This window comes from Enterococcus sp. DIV1208 (assembly GCF_050530455.1).
In the GTDB taxonomy this organism is placed as follows: Bacteria; Bacillota; Bacilli; order Lactobacillales; family Enterococcaceae; genus Enterococcus_B; species Enterococcus_B hirae.
Genome location: NZ_CP172887.1, coordinates 570,866 through 590,187, shown reverse-complemented (window position 1 = coordinate 590,187; position 19,322 = coordinate 570,866). Strand labels below are relative to the sequence as shown.

General features: G+C 37.2%; 17 protein-coding genes and 1 pseudogene. 2 read left to right on the top strand and 16 right to left on the bottom strand.

All coding sequences use genetic code 11. The features are described 5' to 3' along the window. Nucleotides 1–6: 6 nt before the first annotated feature. The 5 genes from IGK91_RS02735 to IGK91_RS02715 form a co-directional block, all read right to left on the bottom strand. Nucleotides 7–1,305, bottom strand: coding sequence for an MBL fold metallo-hydrolase (locus tag IGK91_RS02735; protein WP_010738339.1), 1,299 nt, complete (start codon nt 1,303–1,305; stop codon nt 7–9). After that, nucleotides 1,289–2,107 (bottom strand): carbohydrate ABC transporter permease, encoded by an 819-nt coding sequence (locus IGK91_RS02730; RefSeq protein ID WP_010738340.1) that lies wholly within the window; start codon nt 2,105–2,107, stop codon nt 1,289–1,291. Before IGK91_RS02730 ends, IGK91_RS02735 begins: the two co-directional genes overlap by 17 nt. Further along, nucleotides 2,104–2,991, bottom strand: coding sequence for a carbohydrate ABC transporter permease (locus tag IGK91_RS02725; protein WP_010719920.1), 888 nt, complete (start codon nt 2,989–2,991; stop codon nt 2,104–2,106). The genes IGK91_RS02730 and IGK91_RS02725 overlap by 4 nt, the downstream gene beginning before the upstream one ends. Then, entirely contained in the window at nt 2,991–4,067 is a 1,077-nt protein-coding gene (locus IGK91_RS02720) for an ABC transporter ATP-binding protein (RefSeq protein WP_010738341.1), read from the bottom strand. Before IGK91_RS02720 ends, IGK91_RS02725 begins: the two co-directional genes overlap by 1 nt. A 366-nt stretch (nt 4,068–4,433) precedes the next feature. Then, a complete protein-coding gene (locus tag IGK91_RS02715) occupies nt 4,434–5,831 on the bottom strand; it encodes a glycoside hydrolase family 1 protein (RefSeq protein ID WP_010738342.1) in 1,398 nt (465 codons plus the stop codon). A 396-nt stretch (nt 5,832–6,227) separates the two neighbouring features. Here IGK91_RS02715 and IGK91_RS02710 point away from each other — a divergent pair, with 396 nt between their 5' ends. Beyond that, nucleotides 6,228–6,653 carry a hypothetical protein gene (locus IGK91_RS02710; RefSeq protein ID WP_010719923.1) on the top strand — a complete coding sequence of 142 codons (426 nt, stop codon included), beginning with the start codon at nt 6,228–6,230 and terminating at the stop codon, nt 6,651–6,653. A 250-nt stretch (nt 6,654–6,903) separates the two neighbouring features. Then, nucleotides 6,904–7,086: a hypothetical protein gene (locus IGK91_RS02705; RefSeq protein ID WP_010719924.1), complete on the top strand. Its 183-nt coding sequence runs from the start codon at nt 6,904–6,906 to the stop codon at nt 7,084–7,086. A gap of 309 nt (nt 7,087–7,395) precedes the next feature. Here the strand turns inward: IGK91_RS02705 and IGK91_RS02700 are convergent, their stop codons facing one another. From IGK91_RS02700 to IGK91_RS02650, 11 genes and pseudogenes are all read right to left on the bottom strand, one after another. Then, complete coding sequence (locus IGK91_RS02700; protein ID WP_010719925.1) at nt 7,396–8,100, bottom strand: deoxynucleoside kinase; 705 nt, start codon at nt 8,098–8,100, stop codon at nt 7,396–7,398. A gap of 22 nt (nt 8,101–8,122) precedes the next feature. Next, nucleotides 8,123–8,563 (bottom strand): nucleoside 2-deoxyribosyltransferase, encoded by a 441-nt coding sequence (locus IGK91_RS02695; protein ID WP_010719926.1) that lies wholly within the window; start codon nt 8,561–8,563, stop codon nt 8,123–8,125. Further along, entirely contained in the window at nt 8,563–9,138 is a 576-nt protein-coding gene (locus IGK91_RS02690) for a TIGR00730 family Rossman fold protein (protein WP_010719927.1), read from the bottom strand. The genes IGK91_RS02695 and IGK91_RS02690 overlap by 1 nt, the downstream gene beginning before the upstream one ends. A gap of 1,319 nt (nt 9,139–10,457) precedes the next feature. After that, nucleotides 10,458–11,461, bottom strand: a pseudogene (locus IGK91_RS02685) (sugar kinase). Nucleotides 11,462–11,480: 19 nt separating this feature from the next. Beyond that, nucleotides 11,481–12,221, bottom strand: coding sequence for a 2-dehydro-3-deoxy-phosphogluconate aldolase (gene dagF, locus IGK91_RS02680; RefSeq protein WP_010738344.1), 741 nt, complete (start codon nt 12,219–12,221; stop codon nt 11,481–11,483). A gap of 20 nt (nt 12,222–12,241) precedes the next feature. Further along, nucleotides 12,242–13,348 carry a DgaE family pyridoxal phosphate-dependent ammonia lyase gene (locus IGK91_RS02675; protein WP_010738345.1) on the bottom strand — a complete coding sequence of 369 codons (1,107 nt, stop codon included), beginning with the start codon at nt 13,346–13,348 and terminating at the stop codon, nt 12,242–12,244. Further along, the gene (locus IGK91_RS02670; protein ID WP_430605322.1) at nt 13,332–14,444 is read right to left on the bottom strand and encodes an amidohydrolase/deacetylase family metallohydrolase; all 1,113 of its coding nucleotides are present in this window, start codon (nt 14,442–14,444) and stop codon (nt 13,332–13,334) included. The genes IGK91_RS02675 and IGK91_RS02670 overlap by 17 nt, the downstream gene beginning before the upstream one ends. An 8-nt stretch (nt 14,445–14,452) precedes the next feature. Continuing rightward, nucleotides 14,453–15,541 carry a DUF871 domain-containing protein gene (locus tag IGK91_RS02665; protein ID WP_081122993.1) on the bottom strand — a complete coding sequence of 363 codons (1,089 nt, stop codon included), beginning with the start codon at nt 15,539–15,541 and terminating at the stop codon, nt 14,453–14,455. Between the two features lie 64 nt (nt 15,542–15,605). After that, the gene (locus IGK91_RS02660) at nt 15,606–16,898 is read right to left on the bottom strand and encodes a PTS sugar transporter subunit IIC (protein ID WP_113803717.1); all 1,293 of its coding nucleotides are present in this window, start codon (nt 16,896–16,898) and stop codon (nt 15,606–15,608) included. A 496-nt stretch (nt 16,899–17,394) separates the two neighbouring features. Further along, a complete protein-coding gene (locus IGK91_RS02655) occupies nt 17,395–18,096 on the bottom strand; it encodes a GntR family transcriptional regulator (protein WP_010719934.1) in 702 nt (233 codons plus the stop codon). Nucleotides 18,097–18,335: 239 nt separating this feature from the next. Continuing rightward, nucleotides 18,336–19,097 (bottom strand): formate/nitrite transporter family protein, encoded by a 762-nt coding sequence (locus IGK91_RS02650; RefSeq protein WP_113803716.1) that lies wholly within the window; start codon nt 19,095–19,097, stop codon nt 18,336–18,338. Between the last annotated feature and the right edge of the window lie 225 nt (nt 19,098–19,322).

The window sequence follows — 19,322 nt, the reverse complement described above, 5'->3', positions numbered from 1 at the left end:
TTTCTCTTATAAAATAATTTGTTCGCCACGTTTTGGCAAAATTCTTTCTCCATAAGGATTGACTAATTTCTCGGGTTTTAACGTATGGATCGGCACTAACACTTTTGGTTGTATCTTGTCGATGATTTCAGCTAAATCAGCTGGAAATGCGTGTCCAGACAGCGATAATCGAACAAATTCAACTTGCTTTTCAGCTAAAATCTTTAAAAAGACAGCATATTGTGGATCAAAATCTCCCAATGGTTGGGCATCACTATGAATGTATAAACCTCCTCCTTGCAAGTTTTCTATATTATCAACGACTTGCCAAACAAAAGTTGTTTCATCGTTGCGTAAAACTTCGTAGGGATATTCTAATTCTGACTGAAGAATCGGAATGACTGGACTATCCGTTAAATAGTAATAGGGCACATCCATTCCTAGAACTTCTTTCATTAATGCAGCCATATTCGCTTCTAAAACCATCGTTCGCGGGGATTGTTTCACCAGCATTTCAAAGCGTTTAAGGTTTGCTGGGTACCCATTGAAAGTAATTTGACGATTAGGATATTGATCGACCAGTTCACAAAAGCGCTGAACTAGCTCTTCTTCCGTAGCAATTGGCGTTTGTTCGCTTATTTCTCGGTCAGGAAAACTGATGCTGACGCCTTCCATCATCAATAAGTCAGTCTGAAATGATTTTTGACAAAACGTTTCTGTCATTTGCCGGTCATATCCATGAAGACGCAAGTCACCAGTGTAAGTCAAGAATCGGTCAGGCGTTTTGATTAGTAAAGCAGCTGCACCATACGCATCATGATCGACTGGTAGTATCTCCACACTGATTTCTCCGATCTGGACAGTTTCATAAGGAGATAATCCATTCATTTCACGTACAAACCCTTCTTTTTCAAAAGGAGAAGGAATCAAGAAATCGTTGTTTCGATGAAGGGAATGTAAGATTTGCTTCGTTTCATTTAAAGTGTATAAAGGAATTGCTGGATCAAGATAATTGATCATTTTTGAATGATCCAAATGAGCGTGAGATAAGAAAACGGCTGTATGCTGATACGGCTCTCTTTCTCCTACTTGTATGTGCTGTACTTGATCAAACAGCCTTGGATCATATAATCCATTCAAGTCAGGAATCAATCGATGTTCAAGCAATGTATTTAAAGATTCATCAGCTAAGTCTAATTCTGGACGGTACTCTGTGCCAAAATCAAAAAAGATGTGTGAATCGTGGTAGGCAACTTCAATGATCGTTCCACCGATCGTTAAGATTCCACTATGGAAAGTAATCACTGTTTTATCCTTTGATTCCATTTTTCGCCACTCCTCGTATAATTTCTTTTCTAAAAATCAAATAAATAATCAAAATCGGGATAACTGTTAACGTCGCCGCCGCCATTTGTAAATGAACGTCACTCCCACTTTCAGAGGTAAAAGCGGCTAAACCATTATTTAACAGGCGGAATTTTTTCTCGTTCGTCACAAGCAGTGGCCATAAAAATGAATTCCAACTTGAAATAAACGTCAAGATACCCACCGTGACTAGTGCTGGTTTAGACATCGGCACTAAAATTTTCCAAATATACTCTAGATCACTGGCACCATCGATTTTAGCTGCTTTATAAAAGGTACTGGAAATACTCTTTAAATACCCGTTCAAATAATAAATATAAAAAATACTGGTCAAGAAAGGAATGATCAATGCACTATAGCTGTTTAGTAATCCCATTCGTGAAATCGTATTATAATTCGTAAAAATAATGGACTCATAAGGAACCATTAGTAATGAGATCATGATCCCGATAATCAATTTTTTAAAACGAAATTCCAGACTTGTTAACGCAAAAGCCGCTAAAACAGATGTGATGACTGTAGCGATCGTAGTTACTAACGAAACAAAGACGGTATTGAAGAAATAACGTAAAAATGGTGCTTTTGCAAATACCTCCGTATAATTTCCCCATTGAAATGATGTTGGCAGTAAGGTTGGCGGAATACTCGTTGCCTCACTATATGTCATCAACCCAGCTAAAATCATATAAATAAATGGAAAAATCGTTACGATCCCTAAAATTCCGATAAATAGCAATGAGAGTCCTGTAACAACTTTTTTCATCCTCTTCTCCCTACTTTCTTCAACAATTTATTTTGAATAAATGTGATCAATAAAATGACGAGGAACAAAATAACCGTCGCCGCCATAGCGATCCCTGGTCGACCAGCGATGTGGAATTTATCGTAAATATAAAAGACCGCTGTCGTAGCACTTTTGGCGATCCCTGGCTGCCCACCAAACAAAGCATAGACTTGAGTATAGACTTTAAACGCTCCGATGATATTGACAGTCAACAAGAAGGTGATCGTTGGGATCAATTGAGGAAACGTGATCCGACTAAAAATCTCCCAAGCATCTGCTCCAAACATTCGAGCGATTTTATAATGCTCTTCGTCAATATTTCTTAAACCAGCCAATAAGATAATGATATTGAATGCGAGACTGGTCCAAACCCCAAAGATGATCAACGTTGTCATACTCATCGAAACATTATCTAACCAATTGATTGATTCAAATCCTAAAAAATTCAGCAAATAATTAATGAGCCCATAGGACCCGTTGAAAAAATAGCGAAAGACGATCCCGATAGCAATCGTACTTGTCACATAAGGCATGAAAAAAATCGTTTCAAAAAAAGTCTTATGTTTCACTTTTTCAAAGATCACCCAAGCGATTCCCAGTGAAAGGAGCAATGAAATAGGAACAACTGTAAAAGCAAACAATGCGGTGTTTCTTAATGCTTTGATAAAGACTGGGTCTGACAACACACGCTGATAATTCTCAATTCCTGCAAATTGTTGATTGATTAAGGAGCCTTTTTGAAAGCTCATCGCTAGTGAACGGAACAACGGATAGATACTGAACAAAACAATAATGACCAATGATGGCAGTAAGAAGAACCAAGCTTTCGGTTGATTTTCTGGATCATATGCTTTTTTGAACATTAGTACACCCGCTCCCCTTCTTCATCGAAAAGAAACATTTTATGGTACTGAAAATCAAAAGAGAGTACCGTATCTTCCTCGATGAGCTTTTCAATACTAACGATCGATTTCAGACGTTTCGCAGCGAGCGAAAAATTCAAAATCTGTTCACGTCCGATCAATTCAACTCCAGAAACTTGTACTTCGAACAATCCGTTAGTCGTTGGAAAAACGTCTTCTGGTCGAATCCCTAAGATATATTTTCCATCCACTAATGGTTTTCTTAATTGAGCGGATTCCAGTTTCGTCAGAGGAATTTGAAAATCCGTATGGCTGATTTTCCCTTCACGAACATTGACCTCGACCGGTAACGTATTGATGATCGGGTTACCGATAAAATTGGCAACAAACAGGTTAGCCGGGTCTAAGTATAAATTCTGCGGAATATCATTTTGTTGAATCACACCTTCATTCAGTAAAATGATTTTGTCACTAATCGAAAGTGCTTCTTCTTGATCATGCGTCACAAAAATCGTAGTGATTCCAACTTCTTTTACCAAACGACGGATTTCTTCTCGTATCTTTAATCGCAAGCGTGCATCCAAATTACTTAAGGGCTCGTCTAATAATAAAACTTCTGGTTTCTGGACTAAGGCTCGTGTAATAGCCACACGTTGTTGTTGTCCACCTGATAAAGTCCCTGGTTTTTTATCTTGGAGTTCTTCGATATTCGTTAGTTTCATATATTCCTGTGATATTTTTTTAGCTTCCGCTTTTTTGATTTTATTTTCGCCAACCGTCAATGGAAACATAATATTCTCAACCACAGTCATATGCGGGTATAAAGCATAATTTTGAAATACAAAACCAATATTCCGATCTTTCGGTTCCGTTCGTACCACCGACTCTCCACTAAAACGAATGTCCCCATGACTAGGGCTTAATAACCCCGCAATCAAATTCAAAATCGTTGATTTTCCACAACCACTAGGGCCAAGCAAACAAACCAAATCCCCTTTTTCGATTTGAAAATCAACAGACTTCAGTGCTTCAAACCCATTATCGAATACTTTCTTCAGATTGATAACCTCAATCATTTTTCATAGCCCCTCACGTAATAAAATTTCTTTTTACAGGTGTTAATAATTTCTACCTTATAATCAATGCTAACGCTTCTATGTGTAGATTGATTTAATTCTGTGTAAATATCTTGAAAAGAAAACCATCTGCTCACACTTCCTCCAAAAAAAGATAACGTTCGTATTTTAATCATATAGAAACGGTTACAATTGATAAAAACTAAAAAAATCACTTAAAAAGCATACTTACTTTATAAAGATATCAAATAACATTCTTTATTTATATACATTCAAAAGCGTTTTCATTGTATTCTAATTTTTCAAACAAACAAAAATATTCCTCTTGACCGTTTATTAAACGGATCAAGAGGAACGTTGACTTTTTTATATTGTAAATTGGTTGGTATCAGATAGTTTTTTAAACCAGTGACCAGATTTTTTGATTGTCCGTTTACCATCATTCGCTAAATCAACGGAAATAAATCCATAACGATTTTTGTAAGCATTGGTCCACGACCAGTTATCCATACACGTCCACATATGATACCCCAAGCAATTAGCACCTTCTTCGATTGCTTGGTGAACATATTTTAGATGTTCTTGGACAAATTCAATGCGATAATCATCGTGGATCATCCCATCTTCTTCGATAAAACGTGCTTCATTTTCAACACCCATACCGTTTTCAGAAATGAAACAGTCAATATTACCATAATGGTCTCGAACATTGATTAAGATATCATAAATTCCCTTTTCATAAATTTCCCAACCACGATAAGGATTCATTTTACGATTTGGCATTTCATAATTATCAAAATAATCTTCTGGCATTGGTCCATTTTCATGATCAATCGGTGTTTCTTTTGCTTTGACTCTTCTTGGTTGGTAATAATTGATTCCTAATAAGTCAATGGTATTTTCTTTAATGATCGCTAAGTCATCTTCTTGCATCGCTGGTACCATGTCTAATTCTTTCACAATGGCGATCAATTCTGGTGGGAACTCACCTTTAACTGCTGGATCAAGAAACGAACGATTAAAAAAGGCATCAGCTAATTTAGCTGCTTTGACATCTTCTGGGTTGTTTTCATCCCGAGGATAGCTTGGTGTTAGATTCAAAATGATTCCGATTGAGCCATCTAATGCCATGGAATGATACGCTTTGACGGCTAATGCAGAAGCCAGCGCTTCATGATAGCCTACTTGGATCGCCTTTTTCATATCGGACTCTTCCGGGTAATGCCAACGGTAAAGATACCCAGCTTCAACTGGCACGATTGGCTCATTATGGGTAAACCATTTTTTGATTTTCGTCCCAAATAATTCAAAACAAATCTTAGCATACCTTTCATACGCTTCAACCGTTTCCCGATTGAGCCATCCGCCTTTTTCTTGCAAAGGCATCGGCATATCAAAATGATATAAATTCACAAATGGTTCAATGCCATTAGCGATCAATTCATCGAAATACGAATGGTAAAAATCAACAGCTTGTTGGTTCACTTCGCCAGTCCCTTCAGGAATCAGGCGACTCCATTGGATCGAAGTACGAAAACTATTGTGTCCAGTTTGTTTCATTAATTGAACGTCTTCTTTATACTTCGTGTACACTTGTGATGTCTTTTCAGGACCTACTTGATCAAAGAACTTTTCTGGTTCTTGGCTAAACCAATAATCAAAAATATTCTCTCCTTTACCATCGCCAGCAATACGACCTTCTGTTTGTGGGCCACTTGCGGCTGATCCCCACCAAAAATTACTTGGAAATTGATAATTTGTCATCCACTCACACCTTCTATTAAAGAGTTCAGTTTATTTGCTAAATAATACTTGTTCCCTACTCAATATAGCAAACGTTTACACCAGTTACAAGTTAATTTAGCAAACGTTTTATTTAGTTGAAACGACTCGTACACCCCTACTTCATTTGCTGTACTGAGCAAACCAGTCCTTTTGAAGGGGAGTTGACATCTGTAAAGAAATGAGATTGAATAGAAGAGACATAAACACCTTTTTTCAATGGAATAGACAAAAGCTAGTATTCCTAAATCTTATAATAGAAGCTATACTAATTTATTAGTCACAGTAAACGCAACGACAGAAACCCAGCCAACTTGGTTGACTAGAGGATTCACACCGTTTGTAGTTAAAGCTGTATCATACAATGGAGGAAATATTTTGAAGAAATTAGTCATCATGGTTCTTTCGCTTGTCAGCTGTTTTACTTTATCAGGATGCAGCCTATTCGGTGGATCTGGTAATTCAGCAGACCAAACGACAGATTCATCGACTCTACAAGCTGAAAAAGAGGATATCAGTAACAGTAACTATTCATTAAAAGTCCGCAAAGACATGAATTTAGTCAGTGGGCAAATCATTTTTAGCGATCATAAAATGGAATGGACACGTACCTATACAGGAACTGAAAAAGATACCGCAAGTACTTCTCAAGAAAAAACAGTACTCAATGATATCAAGATCAAGACCGAAGCAGACACTTATACCATCTCTGGTAAAGAAGATGGTAAAGAAGTATCCGTTACCTTCAAAAAGATCGGAAACTACCGAATCGAAGATCAGGATGGAAATATTTATAGTTTGTAAAAGACCTAAAAAGACCGACTTGACCTGATCAGTAAAGGAAAAACTTTTAGAACAGCTTTTATTTTTGAAAAAACTTGCAACTGTTCTGGCTGTTTTCTTGTCACTTCGTACAAAAAAACGAGAGCTGACATGGCTCACTCGCTAGGAATTAACTGAAATTAAGAGAAATTGTTAATTTCTCTTAATTTTTTTGTTTCTGCCATTTCTTTCTGGTATATTGGGTAAGCACAATGTGATAAAGGAGAAAAAAATGAGTATATTTGATAGTCATGATTATTGTACTTGTACAACCAGTAAAAATATTCATACCGAATTTAGTGATCAAGGAAGCTTAAGTATTTGCGATCACTGTCATAAAACTGTAAAAGATTCATTTAAGTCATTTGAATCCTATACGAAAGAAAGACATGCGGATGTTTTAACTGTTAAATAAAGTCTCGGCCTTATTTTGTATAAGTATGGCAGGATACCAATAGGTCAAAAGATTTGAAGATGTCAAAAGACACGTTCAAATCTTTTGATCTATTTTTACTATCTTTTTCACTTAGCCAAAAACAGATTTTTCCTTGATAAATTGATTACTATCGAACTGTGTTCTTTCGAATCATGGCTTTTCAGGAACCGCTCTATCAAAAACAAGCTGGAAAACCTCCAAATCGTTTCGACTATCTTGGAGGTTTTCCAGCTTGTTTCTTAAAATGAACGATGTCATCATCTTTTTAAAATGGAACATTATGACTGTTTACTGACCCAGTCCTTGTCCTTTTGCATGTTGATTCTCAGTAAAGTATTTCCCTGCCTCTACATCGCTTAATTCTGCTAATTTTTGTTGGATTTGTTCAATGACCTCTTTTGCATGTTCTGGCTTTTCAACAAAATCGAAGCGGTCACCATCGATTTGAATCTTCGGACAAACATCAAAATCTTCATACCATTGATCATAACGTTGATTTAAAGAGCGATAATAGTCATAAAGTGTCTCATCACTTTCCAGCTGTTCATAATCACGACCCCGTTTTTTGATGCGATCCAACATTGTATCCAAGGACACTTTGATATGAACCATCAAGTCTGGACGTTTCTTAGGAGCAACATCGTCTAACTCGTTAAGCATCGTATCCAATAAATTATCATATTGTTGCACTTCAATATCGGTCACTCGACCTAGATCTGCATTTAAATGAAATAGCAGGCTATCTTCATAGATCGAACGGTCTAACACGTTATCATCATCCACTAAAGCATTTTTCATCGCTAAAAATCGTTTATTCAAAAAGAAAATTTGCAATAAAAAAGCATACTGTTCTGGATTTGAATAAAAAAGTGGTAACACTTCATTATCCTCAACACTTTCATAAAATGGTTTTGAGTCGATTTCTTTCGCAAGCATATCTGTCAAACTGCTTTTTCCTGCACCAATCGTTCCTGAAATTAATATCACTGACATGCAATCCTTCCTCTTTCTATTTCTATAAGTACTCGCCTACGTATTTCGTTACTGGTAATGTTTTAAAATCGTAGTCACGTACTTCGTCAACTGTTTTTAAATAAGTATGCAAACTTTGAGTAATCATCAAATTAGTTGGAACAGTCTCTTCTTGGAAAACAATCATTGGTTTTTTCATCATTGTTGCTGCCCCTAATTCATAAGCTGTCCCTGGATCAATGATTTGATGTTCATAATCTAAAATAGCTACTACGTAATCAGCTGCTGTTAGTTCTGCCATATCTTTTTCATAAACTTCTTGTGCCCAACCTGCACTAAACATTTCATAATTACTTTCTTGATGATGTCTTGGTGAATAAAAACCAGTCACCGTTGGATTTTCTTCCAATGCTTTTTCGATACGAGCAACACGCTCAACTTGCTCCTCTGAAAAGAATGGACCTGCTAAATAAATTTGACTCATTAATTTGCCTCCTCTAATAATAGTTGTGTTTCACTTACTTCTGCGCGTAATAAATCGACTAGTTCTAATGGGTTATTTGAAAAAAAGACGTAATCCAGCCATTTGGCATCCATAAATTCTTCTTTGGCAAACGTTTCTAATAACGTCTTTAAACCTTCATAATATCCTCCGATATCTAAAATACCAATCGGTTTCTTCGCTGTTAAATCAATGGCCATCCAAGATAAAAGTTGAGAAAACTCTTCTAAGGTTCCCAATCCTCCAGGAAAGATCAAAACAGCATCTCCTTGTTCAAATAACAATACTTTTCGTTCGTCGATTGTCTCGGTAGGAATAAAAGTTGTTACATTTGTATTCGGTAACTCAGAATCAAAAAGCCCTGTTGGATAGATACCAGTGACTTTCCCATTGTTTTCTAGTAAAGTCTGACTGAAAACTCCCATGATACCCGATTCTGATCCACCATAAACCAGCTCAATCTCTTCTTGAGCCATATATTTTCCTAACGTTTGGGCAATAAATTTATAGCTTTCTTTATTACCAAAACGGGAGCCACAAAAAACTGTTAGTTTCAAAAAAACACATCCCAACTCAAAAGTCTAACTTCATTTTACACTTGTTTTTTTAAAATAAAAGACTAGATTTTGTGATTTTTTAGTGGTATATAAGAAAACAAACACTATATCTAGTGTTTGTTGGCGAAAACTTTTTTAATCTTTTTTATTTTAAAAAAACATTAAATAACATAAATGTTTAAATTTGAAACGACTTTCTTAATTAAGAAAGCTTGCTTTCATCGTGTTCTGACAATAACATTCACTCATTTAACGAGAATCTAGCATCATTCTTTTCTCGAAAAAAATTTGATAAAATAATTGTTATGTTTCATTATCTGTAAATGTTTCGCTAAAAATTTTATGTACATGAACTCCCCAATCAAATGTTTTCTTGAATTGTTCTATTTTCTGATATTCATCACATTTTGACAACCAATAAGAAAGACCAACTTTTTATCTAATAGCAAAAAAATAAGCCAATACTTGAAAGATAATCTGCACTCCTTCAATATATCGGTTTTATCTCATGGTACGACGGCTCACTCAATTATTGTTCTGATCTTGAAAAACGATAGAAACAGCCAAATGCTTTTATTCTAAAACATGTGCTTTTTATGTTCCTTGAAAAAGCCAAAACCAACATTGACACACTTTACTCGCCCAAGTAAACTCTCCCCTATTTGTTGCACTTGCTATCTTCATTTTACTCGTTATCCTCAGGTGTATGTTTTTGGATAAAAAAATGGACTGGACACATCGTATCCAATCCATTTATGGCACAGTAAATAAAACACATGTAATTCATCTATTTTTCTCATCAAAAAAGGTAGATTTCTCCTTTAAGATTCGATACAATAAACGAAGTTGATGGTTTCCATTGACTATGGCAAACTTGATTGGTCAATGTGGTTGACTTTTTCAAGACCTCTGTTTCTGGCTGCCACTAGAAATGGAGGTGCCTTTTTTATTCGGCTGTTTCTATCTGTTCCTTATAATACTGATCGCTTACGTGGTAGTCAAGAGAAAACGAAAACCTACAAAAAACTGTACTGTTTTTCTCCCAGATTTTTGTCAAAAATATTTCTCCTTCTTTTAGACCCTAAAAACAACAGAGAAAGTTAGCGATCTAAAACGACCGCTACAGTTGCAACTCTATTCAATCATTTCTGGATTTTTACCTTCTGCTTGATAAACTCTTGGCTGATCTGCTATCTACTAAAAGCTAACTTTTAATATTTCAGACGATGTCAAAAAGTCTCGAAACACTGATTCCCATTTCAAGACTTTCTTAACGCTCCGATGCATTTTATTTCGTCCATTCATCGCAAGACTATTTCTTAGCGAATCAAATCGACATCTGGCGCATCTAGTAATTGTTGAACCTGTTTTCTAGTTGTGAGCGGAACATCTCCTTGGATTGCGTGAGCCAAACGAGCATTTCCTGTTGCAAACTCGACGGTTCTAGTCAATGACCAGTTTTCCGCATATCCTAATAATATCCCAGCCGCAAAAGCATCCCCTGCACCAATTCGGTCTAAAACAAATAACTCGTAAAAAGGTGTTTCAGCGTCTTCTGTGACGGTGATCAAATATCCTTTTAATTGTTTTCTTCCTTCATGGCTGGTTCGTTTCGTACCAGCAAACCATTCGATGTCATAATAAGCTAAAAAGGATTGGATATAGGCGATAGGATTTTTCGTTGAATCGCTTGTTCGCCATTCTAATAATTCCGTCAAATCACGGATCGAGCCAAATAAAATCGTACAATAAGGTAAAATTTCCTCATAGCGTTGTTTCAAGATGTTTCTTTGATCTTGTTCCTGGTTCAATGTTGGCCGAAAGTTGAAATCAAAACATACTTTTTTCCCTGAACATGTGCTTTCTTGGCAAGAGAAATCGCTGTTTCGGCACACTGATCAGACAAACTCAAACTGATCCCGCAAATATGCACAAGATCTACTGTTTCAATAAACGCCTGTAATTCATAGTCATTTTCTTGAGACAATCCAAAAGAACTATGTTTTCGATTTTGGTAAGTAACTTCAGTAGGACGAACACCATACCCCATTTCTGCGAAATAGGTACCGATATGTTGTTCTTGTTGGATTACATACTTCGTTTCAACACCGATACTTTTTAAGTTAGCTAATGCAGCACTGCCTAAGCGATTATCGGGCAGAGCCGTCAATAGATAACTCTCCATATCAAAATGAGCTAGATTACCAACTAGATTCACACCTGTTCCGGTATATGCCAGTCTTAATGTATGGGTTTGTTCTAGCATCAAGTGTTCTGGAGGTGTCAATCGCAACATCACTTCTCCGAATGCCCCAAATTTCATTTTCTCACCTTTTTTCATCTTAGCTGACAACTTTTTTCATGATTTGTAGTAATGTCCGGACATCCTCTGGCTTCGTATTGCCCGTTTCAGGGTCAATAATCGAGCTGTAGACATGAGGAATAATCTTTTTCACCTTGGCATCGACAGCGATTTGAAGGATCTCTTCAAAGTTGGTTAAATCAATTCCTCCTGTTGGTTCTAATGCAAAATCATAAGTGGCACAAGCTTGCGCTACCGCCTCATACTCTTTTTGATGTGCTAACCCTTTCATTGGAAAATACTTGATTGATGTTCCTCCCATATCTTGCAGTAAGCGAATCGCTGTTTCAATCGTGACTACGCCTGCTGTACCTTGAGAACTTAAAGGACCGGTTGCAATATTGACATACCCTTCTTTACCTGTTGGTGAAACTAATCCATTGACCACTGTTTCATTTTGACCTAACACAGCTCGTGAAGCACCCACTCCAGTAAATACTTGGTTCACATGTTGTGGTTGCAAGACTTTTGCCAAACGAGTCACCATTTGACTCTGGTTTGGATCACCTGCTCCCAAGCCAACTGATAGCGCATTATTCGTTGCTGCTTGATACTTTTTCATGTCAGCAATCGCTGCTTCGTCTGTTTTATAGTTTTTTGAAAGCACCCCTAACAAAATATGTCCTTCAGCTGCTTCATAACACTCCACCGCATTTTCAACAGAATTAGCTAAAACATTCAAACAAACTTGATCGTGTAAATAGTTAGGAATTCGTGACATTTTTTTCTCTCCTTTTTCACTCAAGATAATTTTGTTTCATTCATGATTTCTTGCAGGCGAACAATGATTTTTTGCATTTCTTCTTGATTGACCGAACGTATGTCAAATTCAATGATACCATGATTCGCTTGATAATCTCGTGTATAGACTGCTGGATTTTTTTCTTTTAGTGCCTGAATAACTGAATGTGCAGAACGATCACTGATTTTAACACTCGCTCGATAAATCTCTCGACCAGCTGGATCTTGAACAATAGTTGCTGACAAATGATCAATGTGATTCAACTCTTCAACAAATGGTTGTAAACGGTGCTTCATTGACTCACCAGATTCACTGCCATGTTCAAGATAATCGGTGACCGCTTGAGTAAACCCTAAAATATTCTCTTTACCGATTTTCATCGAACGACCGATCCCTTTTGATTGTAATCGCACCCATGGTATATAAGGATTCTTTCCAATCACCATTCCTGCACTTGGACCTTCGATCGCCTTTGCACCCGAATAGATCACTAGGTCCGCTCCTAGTTTAGTGTATTTGAATAAATCCTCTTCTGCTGCTGCATCAACAATCAACGGGATTTCATGTTTTTGGGCAACTGCTACTGCTTCTTCTACTGACAACATACTTTTTTGAACCGTATGGTGACTTTTGACATAAAGAATCGCTGCGGTATTTTCAGTGATACAGCTTTCAAGATGTTCAGTGCTACACATATTGGCATAACCTGCCTCGATTACTTGCCCCCCACCTTGTTGAATCATTAATTCAACGGATGTGCCGTAATCAACATTGTGTCCTTTGGGTAAAATAATTTCCTTTTTCTTGATAGTTGTTGAATAAGGATGATAAACATGAGTTAGACTTCCTTTGCCAATAACCGCTGCCACTGCTTGAACAATACCTGCAGAAGCACAAGAAACGATCTGAACATCCTCAACTGCTAAGAGATTCGCCAGGTAAGCACCCGTTTTTTCACTCAGGTCTGACATTTCAAAAAAATGTTCGCCGCCAAAGCGTTGCGCTGCCAAAACAGATTCCGATACTTTGGAAACACCTAAAATCGTCATCCGGCCTGAAGCATTGATCACTTCTTTTAAATTGAATTTATCATAACTTACACTCATAACTCTTTCCCCCAATAACTACGCTAACTGGTTTGATTTGTTGATCGATCACTTGCTGTTGCCCATTCGAGTCAGTAATCGTCTTTTCTTGGTCAACAAATTCAAATATTGTAAAATCCGCATCAAAACCTACTTCTATCTGACCTTTCGTTCCTAAATGGAAATTTTCAGCCGGCACACAAGTTACCTTTTCTAAAATTTCTGACCAGGAATAGCCGATAAAATGCAATTTTTCCATCGTTGTCGCTAAATCGTAAACGGGGCCGTTCTTTCGATTACGAATATAGATATCCGTGCTAATAGAGTCCGCTTTGATTCCTTGGTCATAGGCTGCTTTTGCCACCTCAAAATTAAAACTGTCAGTGCCATGACCAATATCGAAAATCACCCCTTTGGCTAAGGCATCTTTGACAAACGGTTTAATCTGATGAGTTTCTTTCTCCATAATCCCGTTATCTTTCCCATTAAAACAATGGGTCAAGATATCGCCTTTTTCCAGAAGCTGCAAAATTTCTTCTAAATGTGGTGGGGCAGAGCCAATATGCACCATCAAAGGAATTTGATGATTCTCTTTTTGAATTTTTTTCGCCCATTCCAGCGGTGTCAATCCATTATTCCCAACCACGGTTTTGCTCATTCTAGCTTTGATTCCCACGATAAATTCTGGAAATTCAGTCAATTTTTCTTTGACCAAATTCGCTTGTGTCTTGGATAAATCAGCTAATTCATCTTGTTCTACGATGCCCCACTTTGAAATATTCAACAAGGCATACACATTGGTTTTGGCTTTTTTTGCTCGTTCATAAAATTGATGGATATTTTCGGCACCTGTTGTTCCTGCATCGATAACCGTTGTTATCCCTTTACTCACACCAATCTGGTCTGGGTAATCATAATATAAAGTCATTTCCTCAAAACAATGGACATGGTCATCGATCCAGCCAGCAGAAAGATAGTGCCCTGCCTGCAACGTTTGTTCTGTTTTTCCTTTTTCTGGGATACTTGTTGCGATTTTCTGGATTTTTCCATCATTGATCCCAATATCCATTGTTTCGCCAGTTAGTGTACGAGCATTTCTGATCACTAAATCGAACATCACAACGCCTACTTTTCTATAAATTTGAACTTCGACCATGGGTGGATAAAATCTAGTAAGAGATGTTCTTCTGGTACAATTGCACCAACTTTATTTTTCCTTGCATCCCGATGGGGTTCTAAAACAATTTGAAGTTCATTTTTGTATTTGCCAAATGTATCATTTCCAATGACTACATCACCAATTTGAAATTCATTTTCATTGTCATGGGCTTCATTTTTTGCATCTTTATATTTTTTTCGAACTTCAGTGGAACGAATAACCTGTTCAGTGATATCCCCTCGACGAACATGTTGTTCTCCTAATACAATTTGTCGTTCTACTTCATGAGCAGCTGTCTGCCACTCGATCGTAAATACTGTTTGATAGCGATCCATTTCCCCTAACATACGCAGCTCTTCTTCAGATGCGTAGGCATTTCCAATAATGACATCATCGATCAACCCAGTAGCAAACAAATGTTTTGCTGCTACATGGACCGGTAAATGACGGTGCATCTCTAACGTAGTCAACCCATCATTGATATCCCACGGTCCGATTGTTCCCACCTGAGAAGAAACAAAAGCAGCCGTTCGTAACCCTTGTTTTTTAAATCGTTGGCTGCAAGACTCAAAAAATCGGTAAGGTAAGCCTGTTCCTTCTTGAGGATAAAAATTATGACACCCATAGAGAAAGGGTTTATTTGCTTGATGAGACAAAATATTATCCAAATAAGCAACATCATCACTCATATTCAACTCAATCGCTAAATGATAAGGGTTATATGACAGCAAAGCTTCTTTTCCGCCGTCAAATCCTAAATCAAGACGGATTCCATCTGCACCAGTTTCGTGGAAAAAACTTAAGTCGTCATACGAAATGTCCAACTGTTCAAAAATGTTGGGAGCAACATCTAAAATCGTTTCAAATCCCAATTCTTTCGCAAAATGAATCAATTTTTGAAACTTTTGTTTTACGATCAGAGGATCTTCCGTTACTTCTAACATACTCATAAAAATACGGGTAAACCCATAACGTTGTGCTAATTGCAAATATTCTTGATCTTTGATTGGATCACTATGATCTGGGTAAAGTGAAATCCCTAGTGCACGTTTCATAGCCACTAACCTCCATTTTTTATTATGCTTGTTCCTCGGTAACGCCCGTCACCATTGGTGCTTCTTATTGCGCTTGTTCTTCTGCTTCACGAGCCAGTTGTTGTTTTTCGAATACTTTGAAGAACGGATAATAAATAGCCAATGTGATCAGGAAGTTAGCAATAACTAACACGCCAGCTGCTACGCTCCAGTTTGTACTCATCCAAGCGGCGATTGGCGAAGGAATAGCAAATGGTAACCGAGCCGTCATCATTGGGATGAGACCACTAACCGTTAAGACATATGACAAAGTAGTCGTTACTAACGGTGCAAGAATGAACGGAATCCCTAATACCGGATTCATTACAATCGGTGCCCCGAAGATCATTGGTTCATTGATGTTGAATAGTCCTGGTAAAATCGATAATCGACCTAAACTCTTTAAATATTTTGATTTGGAGAACATGAATAAAACCACTAAAGCCAAGGTTGTTCCTGCGCCACCAATCCACACGTACCACTGTAAAAACTGTTCTGTAAAAATATTCGGCATATTATGAGCATTCGCACCAGCGTTGAAAGCATCAATGTTTTCAGCAATCGAAATATCCCAAAATGGGCGAATCACTGGGCCCATAATGGCTGGGCCATGAATCCCAAGAACCCAGAAAAAACAAATCAAGAAGACTGTTAATAAACCACCAAACAAACTATTTCCTGCAAGTATGCCTTTTAGCGGCATCAATAACTCACTTAAGAACCCATTCAGATCAAAACCAAGCATATGTCGGATCACCCAGAAGAAAATCAAAATCACCGCTCCAGGAATCAACGCAACAAAAGAGTTTGTCACTTCTGGTGGCACCCCATCAGGCATCTTGATTGTAATTTTCTTTTCAATGAAGAAACGATAAATCTCGACAGAAATAATTGCTGTAACAATGGCACCAAATAATGAACCTGATCCTAGATTCGCAATATTGATATAACGTCCTGCTGTGATTCCTTCCAAGTCTTCTAATACCTGTGTCGGTGGTGCTGCCACGATCAGAAAAGACATCAATGCTAATATACCAGCCGTCAAGGAATCAACTTTATAACTTTTTGCTAATGATGAAGCAATCCCAAATGTTGCGTATAATGCCAAAATCCCTATCGTATAACGAAAAGGAATATCCAAAATTTGCCGATAGGGTTCAATCACTGCTGCCACAGATTCAATCGGAATGTTCAGTAAAATCGTAAAAAATGAACCGACGATCGTTAGTGGCATCGTTGCAATAATTCCTTTTCTAATTGCCGTCATGTGCCTCTGTGTTCCAATTCGGTTAGCTACTGGCATAATCTTTTGTTCAATCAATCCTACAAACTTATCCATTACCGCTCTCTTCTTTTATAACATTATAATGTTTATCAAAGTGATCGTACCATATTATGCTAACTTTGTAAACGATTTCTATAAATAGTAAAAATTTTTCTACTCTCTAAGGAAGCTAATCCTAAAAATACACAATCTTTCCCCCATCACAAGAAACCACCTGCGAATATCTTGACCCATGTATCTGATGGCTTCTGCGGTAATAACGGCGTGCCTTACAAAATATGAAAAGCTATTTTCTGGTAAGCCTTTAACCTCAGGCTTTTACCTCCTGATAGACGGTGTTTAAAAGGTTGCTTCTGCGGTAATAACGAGCGTACTTACAAAATATGAAAAGCTATTTTCTGGTGAGTCTTTAACCTGGGACCTTTACCTCCTGATAGACGGTGTTTGAACGATTGCTTCTGCGGTAATAACGGCGAGCCTTACAAAATATGAAAAGCTATTTTCTAAGGCTCGCCGTTATTACTTGAAGCAGAACATCGTTCAAACAACCTTATGTTTCATAGTCGATATGATAAGGATGCAGATTGGTCTCGTAAATTGCTTCTGAATATTCGATTGTTTTCCCCAAGTGAGTCTTTGATTGTCGCGTTCTTTTAATCGCGATTTCTGAGGTAGTTTTTAAAATTTCCCGTTCATCCTTTGTTAGAAACACAGCGGAAAAATCATCGGCAAAGGAGTCGATGGCATAACCTTTTTGGGTCAATAAACGATATAAAGACTCTTCATCAAATACTTTGCGCTTGATTTCTAACAAATCACTTGGCAGATAATGCGTAAAGTAAATATAAGGACGGTCGTTTAAGTAGTATAATCGCTTAAAACAGACAGCCGTTGAACCAAAAGAGGCAAATAATGGGTGATCTTTTTTTAAAGTGATTTTCTTTAATTCCAACGTTTCTTTGTGAACTGTATGTTGTGAGTTTTCTAGAATCTGTGTAAAACTTGCCGCTTTTGACAAACGATTGTATGGACGATTACTTACTACCGTCGTCCCTCGTCCGCTTTTCTTTTCGACATATTCATCTGTTGCTAATAATTCAATGGCCTTACGAACCGTGATCTTACTTACTTGAAACATTTCTTCTAATTCATTTTCTGTAGGCAACATGGTGCCGACAGGATACTTTCCTGAAAAGATATCTTCTTTGATCTTGTCTGCAACTTCTAGGTATAGTACACGTGTCCTTTTCATAACTTCACCTTTCGATTTTATTACTAGAATCATAGCACATATAAAATAAAAAAAGAATATAAACGCCATGGATTAGCTATGTTGGTGGATTGAGGATTGAGACAATAGTTCTTCTTTTTTATCTATAAAATTATAATAGGAAGAAATTATTTTATCAGTTACAAAAAACACCAAAGTAAGCAAAACGCAAACTTCGATGTTCTTATTAGGCTTCTAACTTATCGTTCAACATGCTTATTTCAATGATGCTTATAGCTTGCATAGTAAAATCCTGATACGAATATTGCACCGCCGACAATATTACCGATATAAACTGGGATAAAATTCAAGAGAAATTCTGTCCAAGTTGCTTGTCCTTCAAAAATTGCGGCTGGGATCACAAAGCAGTTAGCCACACTATGCTGAAAGCCAATGGCAACAAAAATCATTACGGGAAACCAAATAGTCAATACTTTTCCAGCTGCATCTTTTGCTCCATAGGATAGCCATAATGCTAAGCCGACAAACCAGTTACAACCGATTCCCGAACCAAGTGCTTGCCACCAAGAAGCTTCGATCTTATGATCAGCAATATGGATGACTTGGTCCAAATAAACGCCTGAATGAGTCAATCCGACAAAGTGTCCAAAGAAATATGCAACAAAAATGGCACCCACGATATTAGCTAACGTGATAATTGTCCAATTTTTAACTAATTGTGAAAAAGTTACTTTTTTATCCATAAAAGCAATTGCAACCGCCATCATATTTCCAGTAATCAATTCCCCGCCACCAAGCAGGATCACCAATAGTCCGATAGGAAACACAGCCGCCCCTACTAAACTAGTTAAACTCGCCAGTGATTCTGGAATCGAAGCTGAAACTCTGATGTAGGCTAAATAACCTAACGAGATCATTGCTCCTCCGATAAAACCTAGAATCATTTTCGCAAGAATTGGCTTTTGGATCTTTTTCGTTCCAAGATGGATACTGATATCCATAATTTCTTCTGGTGTATACATAGATGTTCAAACCCACACTTCCCATATTTTTTCAAAAACAATAGTGATTTATTTCACATTTTCATTCTAGATTATATCATCTTCCCTTCCTAATCCCTATGATTATTTTAAAATAACCGATATTTTTTTATCATTCTATGACAAATCATACAAGTGAGACTTTCCCACATCTCGTGATTTTTTTCTTTAGAACAACGAGAGTAAAATGAATCGCTCGATCAAATA

Bases quoted from the DNA above. Each gene is read 5' to 3' on its own strand.
- IGK91_RS02670 (WP_430605322.1), bottom strand. From the start codon at position 14,444: ATGTTCGATTTAGTGATCAGAAATGCTCGTACACTAACTGGCGAAACA.
- IGK91_RS02655 (WP_010719934.1), bottom strand. From the start codon at position 18,096: ATGAAAAGGACACGTGTACTATACCTAGAAGTTGCAGACAAGATCAAA.
- IGK91_RS02720 (WP_010738341.1), bottom strand. From the start codon at position 4,067: ATGATTGAGGTTATCAATCTGAAGAAAGTATTCGATAATGGGTTTGAA.
- IGK91_RS02700 (WP_010719925.1), bottom strand. From the start codon at position 8,100: ATGTCAGTGATATTAATTTCAGGAACGATTGGTGCAGGAAAAAGCAGT.
- dagF (WP_010738344.1), bottom strand. From the start codon at position 12,221: ATGTCACGAATTCCTAACTATTTACACGATCAAGTTTGTTTGAATGTT.
- IGK91_RS02730 (WP_010738340.1), bottom strand. From the start codon at position 2,107: ATGAAAAAAGTTGTTACAGGACTCTCATTGCTATTTATCGGAATTTTA.
- IGK91_RS02705 (WP_010719924.1), top strand. From the start codon at position 6,904: ATGAGTATATTTGATAGTCATGATTATTGTACTTGTACAACCAGTAAA.
- IGK91_RS02725 (WP_010719920.1), bottom strand. From the start codon at position 2,991: ATGTTCAAAAAAGCATATGATCCAGAAAATCAACCGAAAGCTTGGTTC.
- IGK91_RS02665 (WP_081122993.1), bottom strand. From the start codon at position 15,541: ATGAAACGTGCACTAGGGATTTCACTTTACCCAGATCATAGTGATCCA.
- IGK91_RS02715 (WP_010738342.1), bottom strand. From the start codon at position 5,831: ATGACAAATTATCAATTTCCAAGTAATTTTTGGTGGGGATCAGCCGCA.
- IGK91_RS02735 (WP_010738339.1), bottom strand. From the start codon at position 1,305: ATGGAATCAAAGGATAAAACAGTGATTACTTTCCATAGTGGAATCTTA.
- IGK91_RS02660 (WP_113803717.1), bottom strand. From the start codon at position 16,898: ATGGATAAGTTTGTAGGATTGATTGAACAAAAGATTATGCCAGTAGCT.
- IGK91_RS02695 (WP_010719926.1), bottom strand. From the start codon at position 8,563: ATGAGTCAAATTTATTTAGCAGGTCCATTCTTTTCAGAGGAGCAAGTT.
- IGK91_RS02675 (WP_010738345.1), bottom strand. From the start codon at position 13,348: ATGAGTGTAAGTTATGATAAATTCAATTTAAAAGAAGTGATCAATGCT.
- IGK91_RS02650 (WP_113803716.1), bottom strand. From the start codon at position 19,097: ATGTATACACCAGAAGAAATTATGGATATCAGTATCCATCTTGGAACG.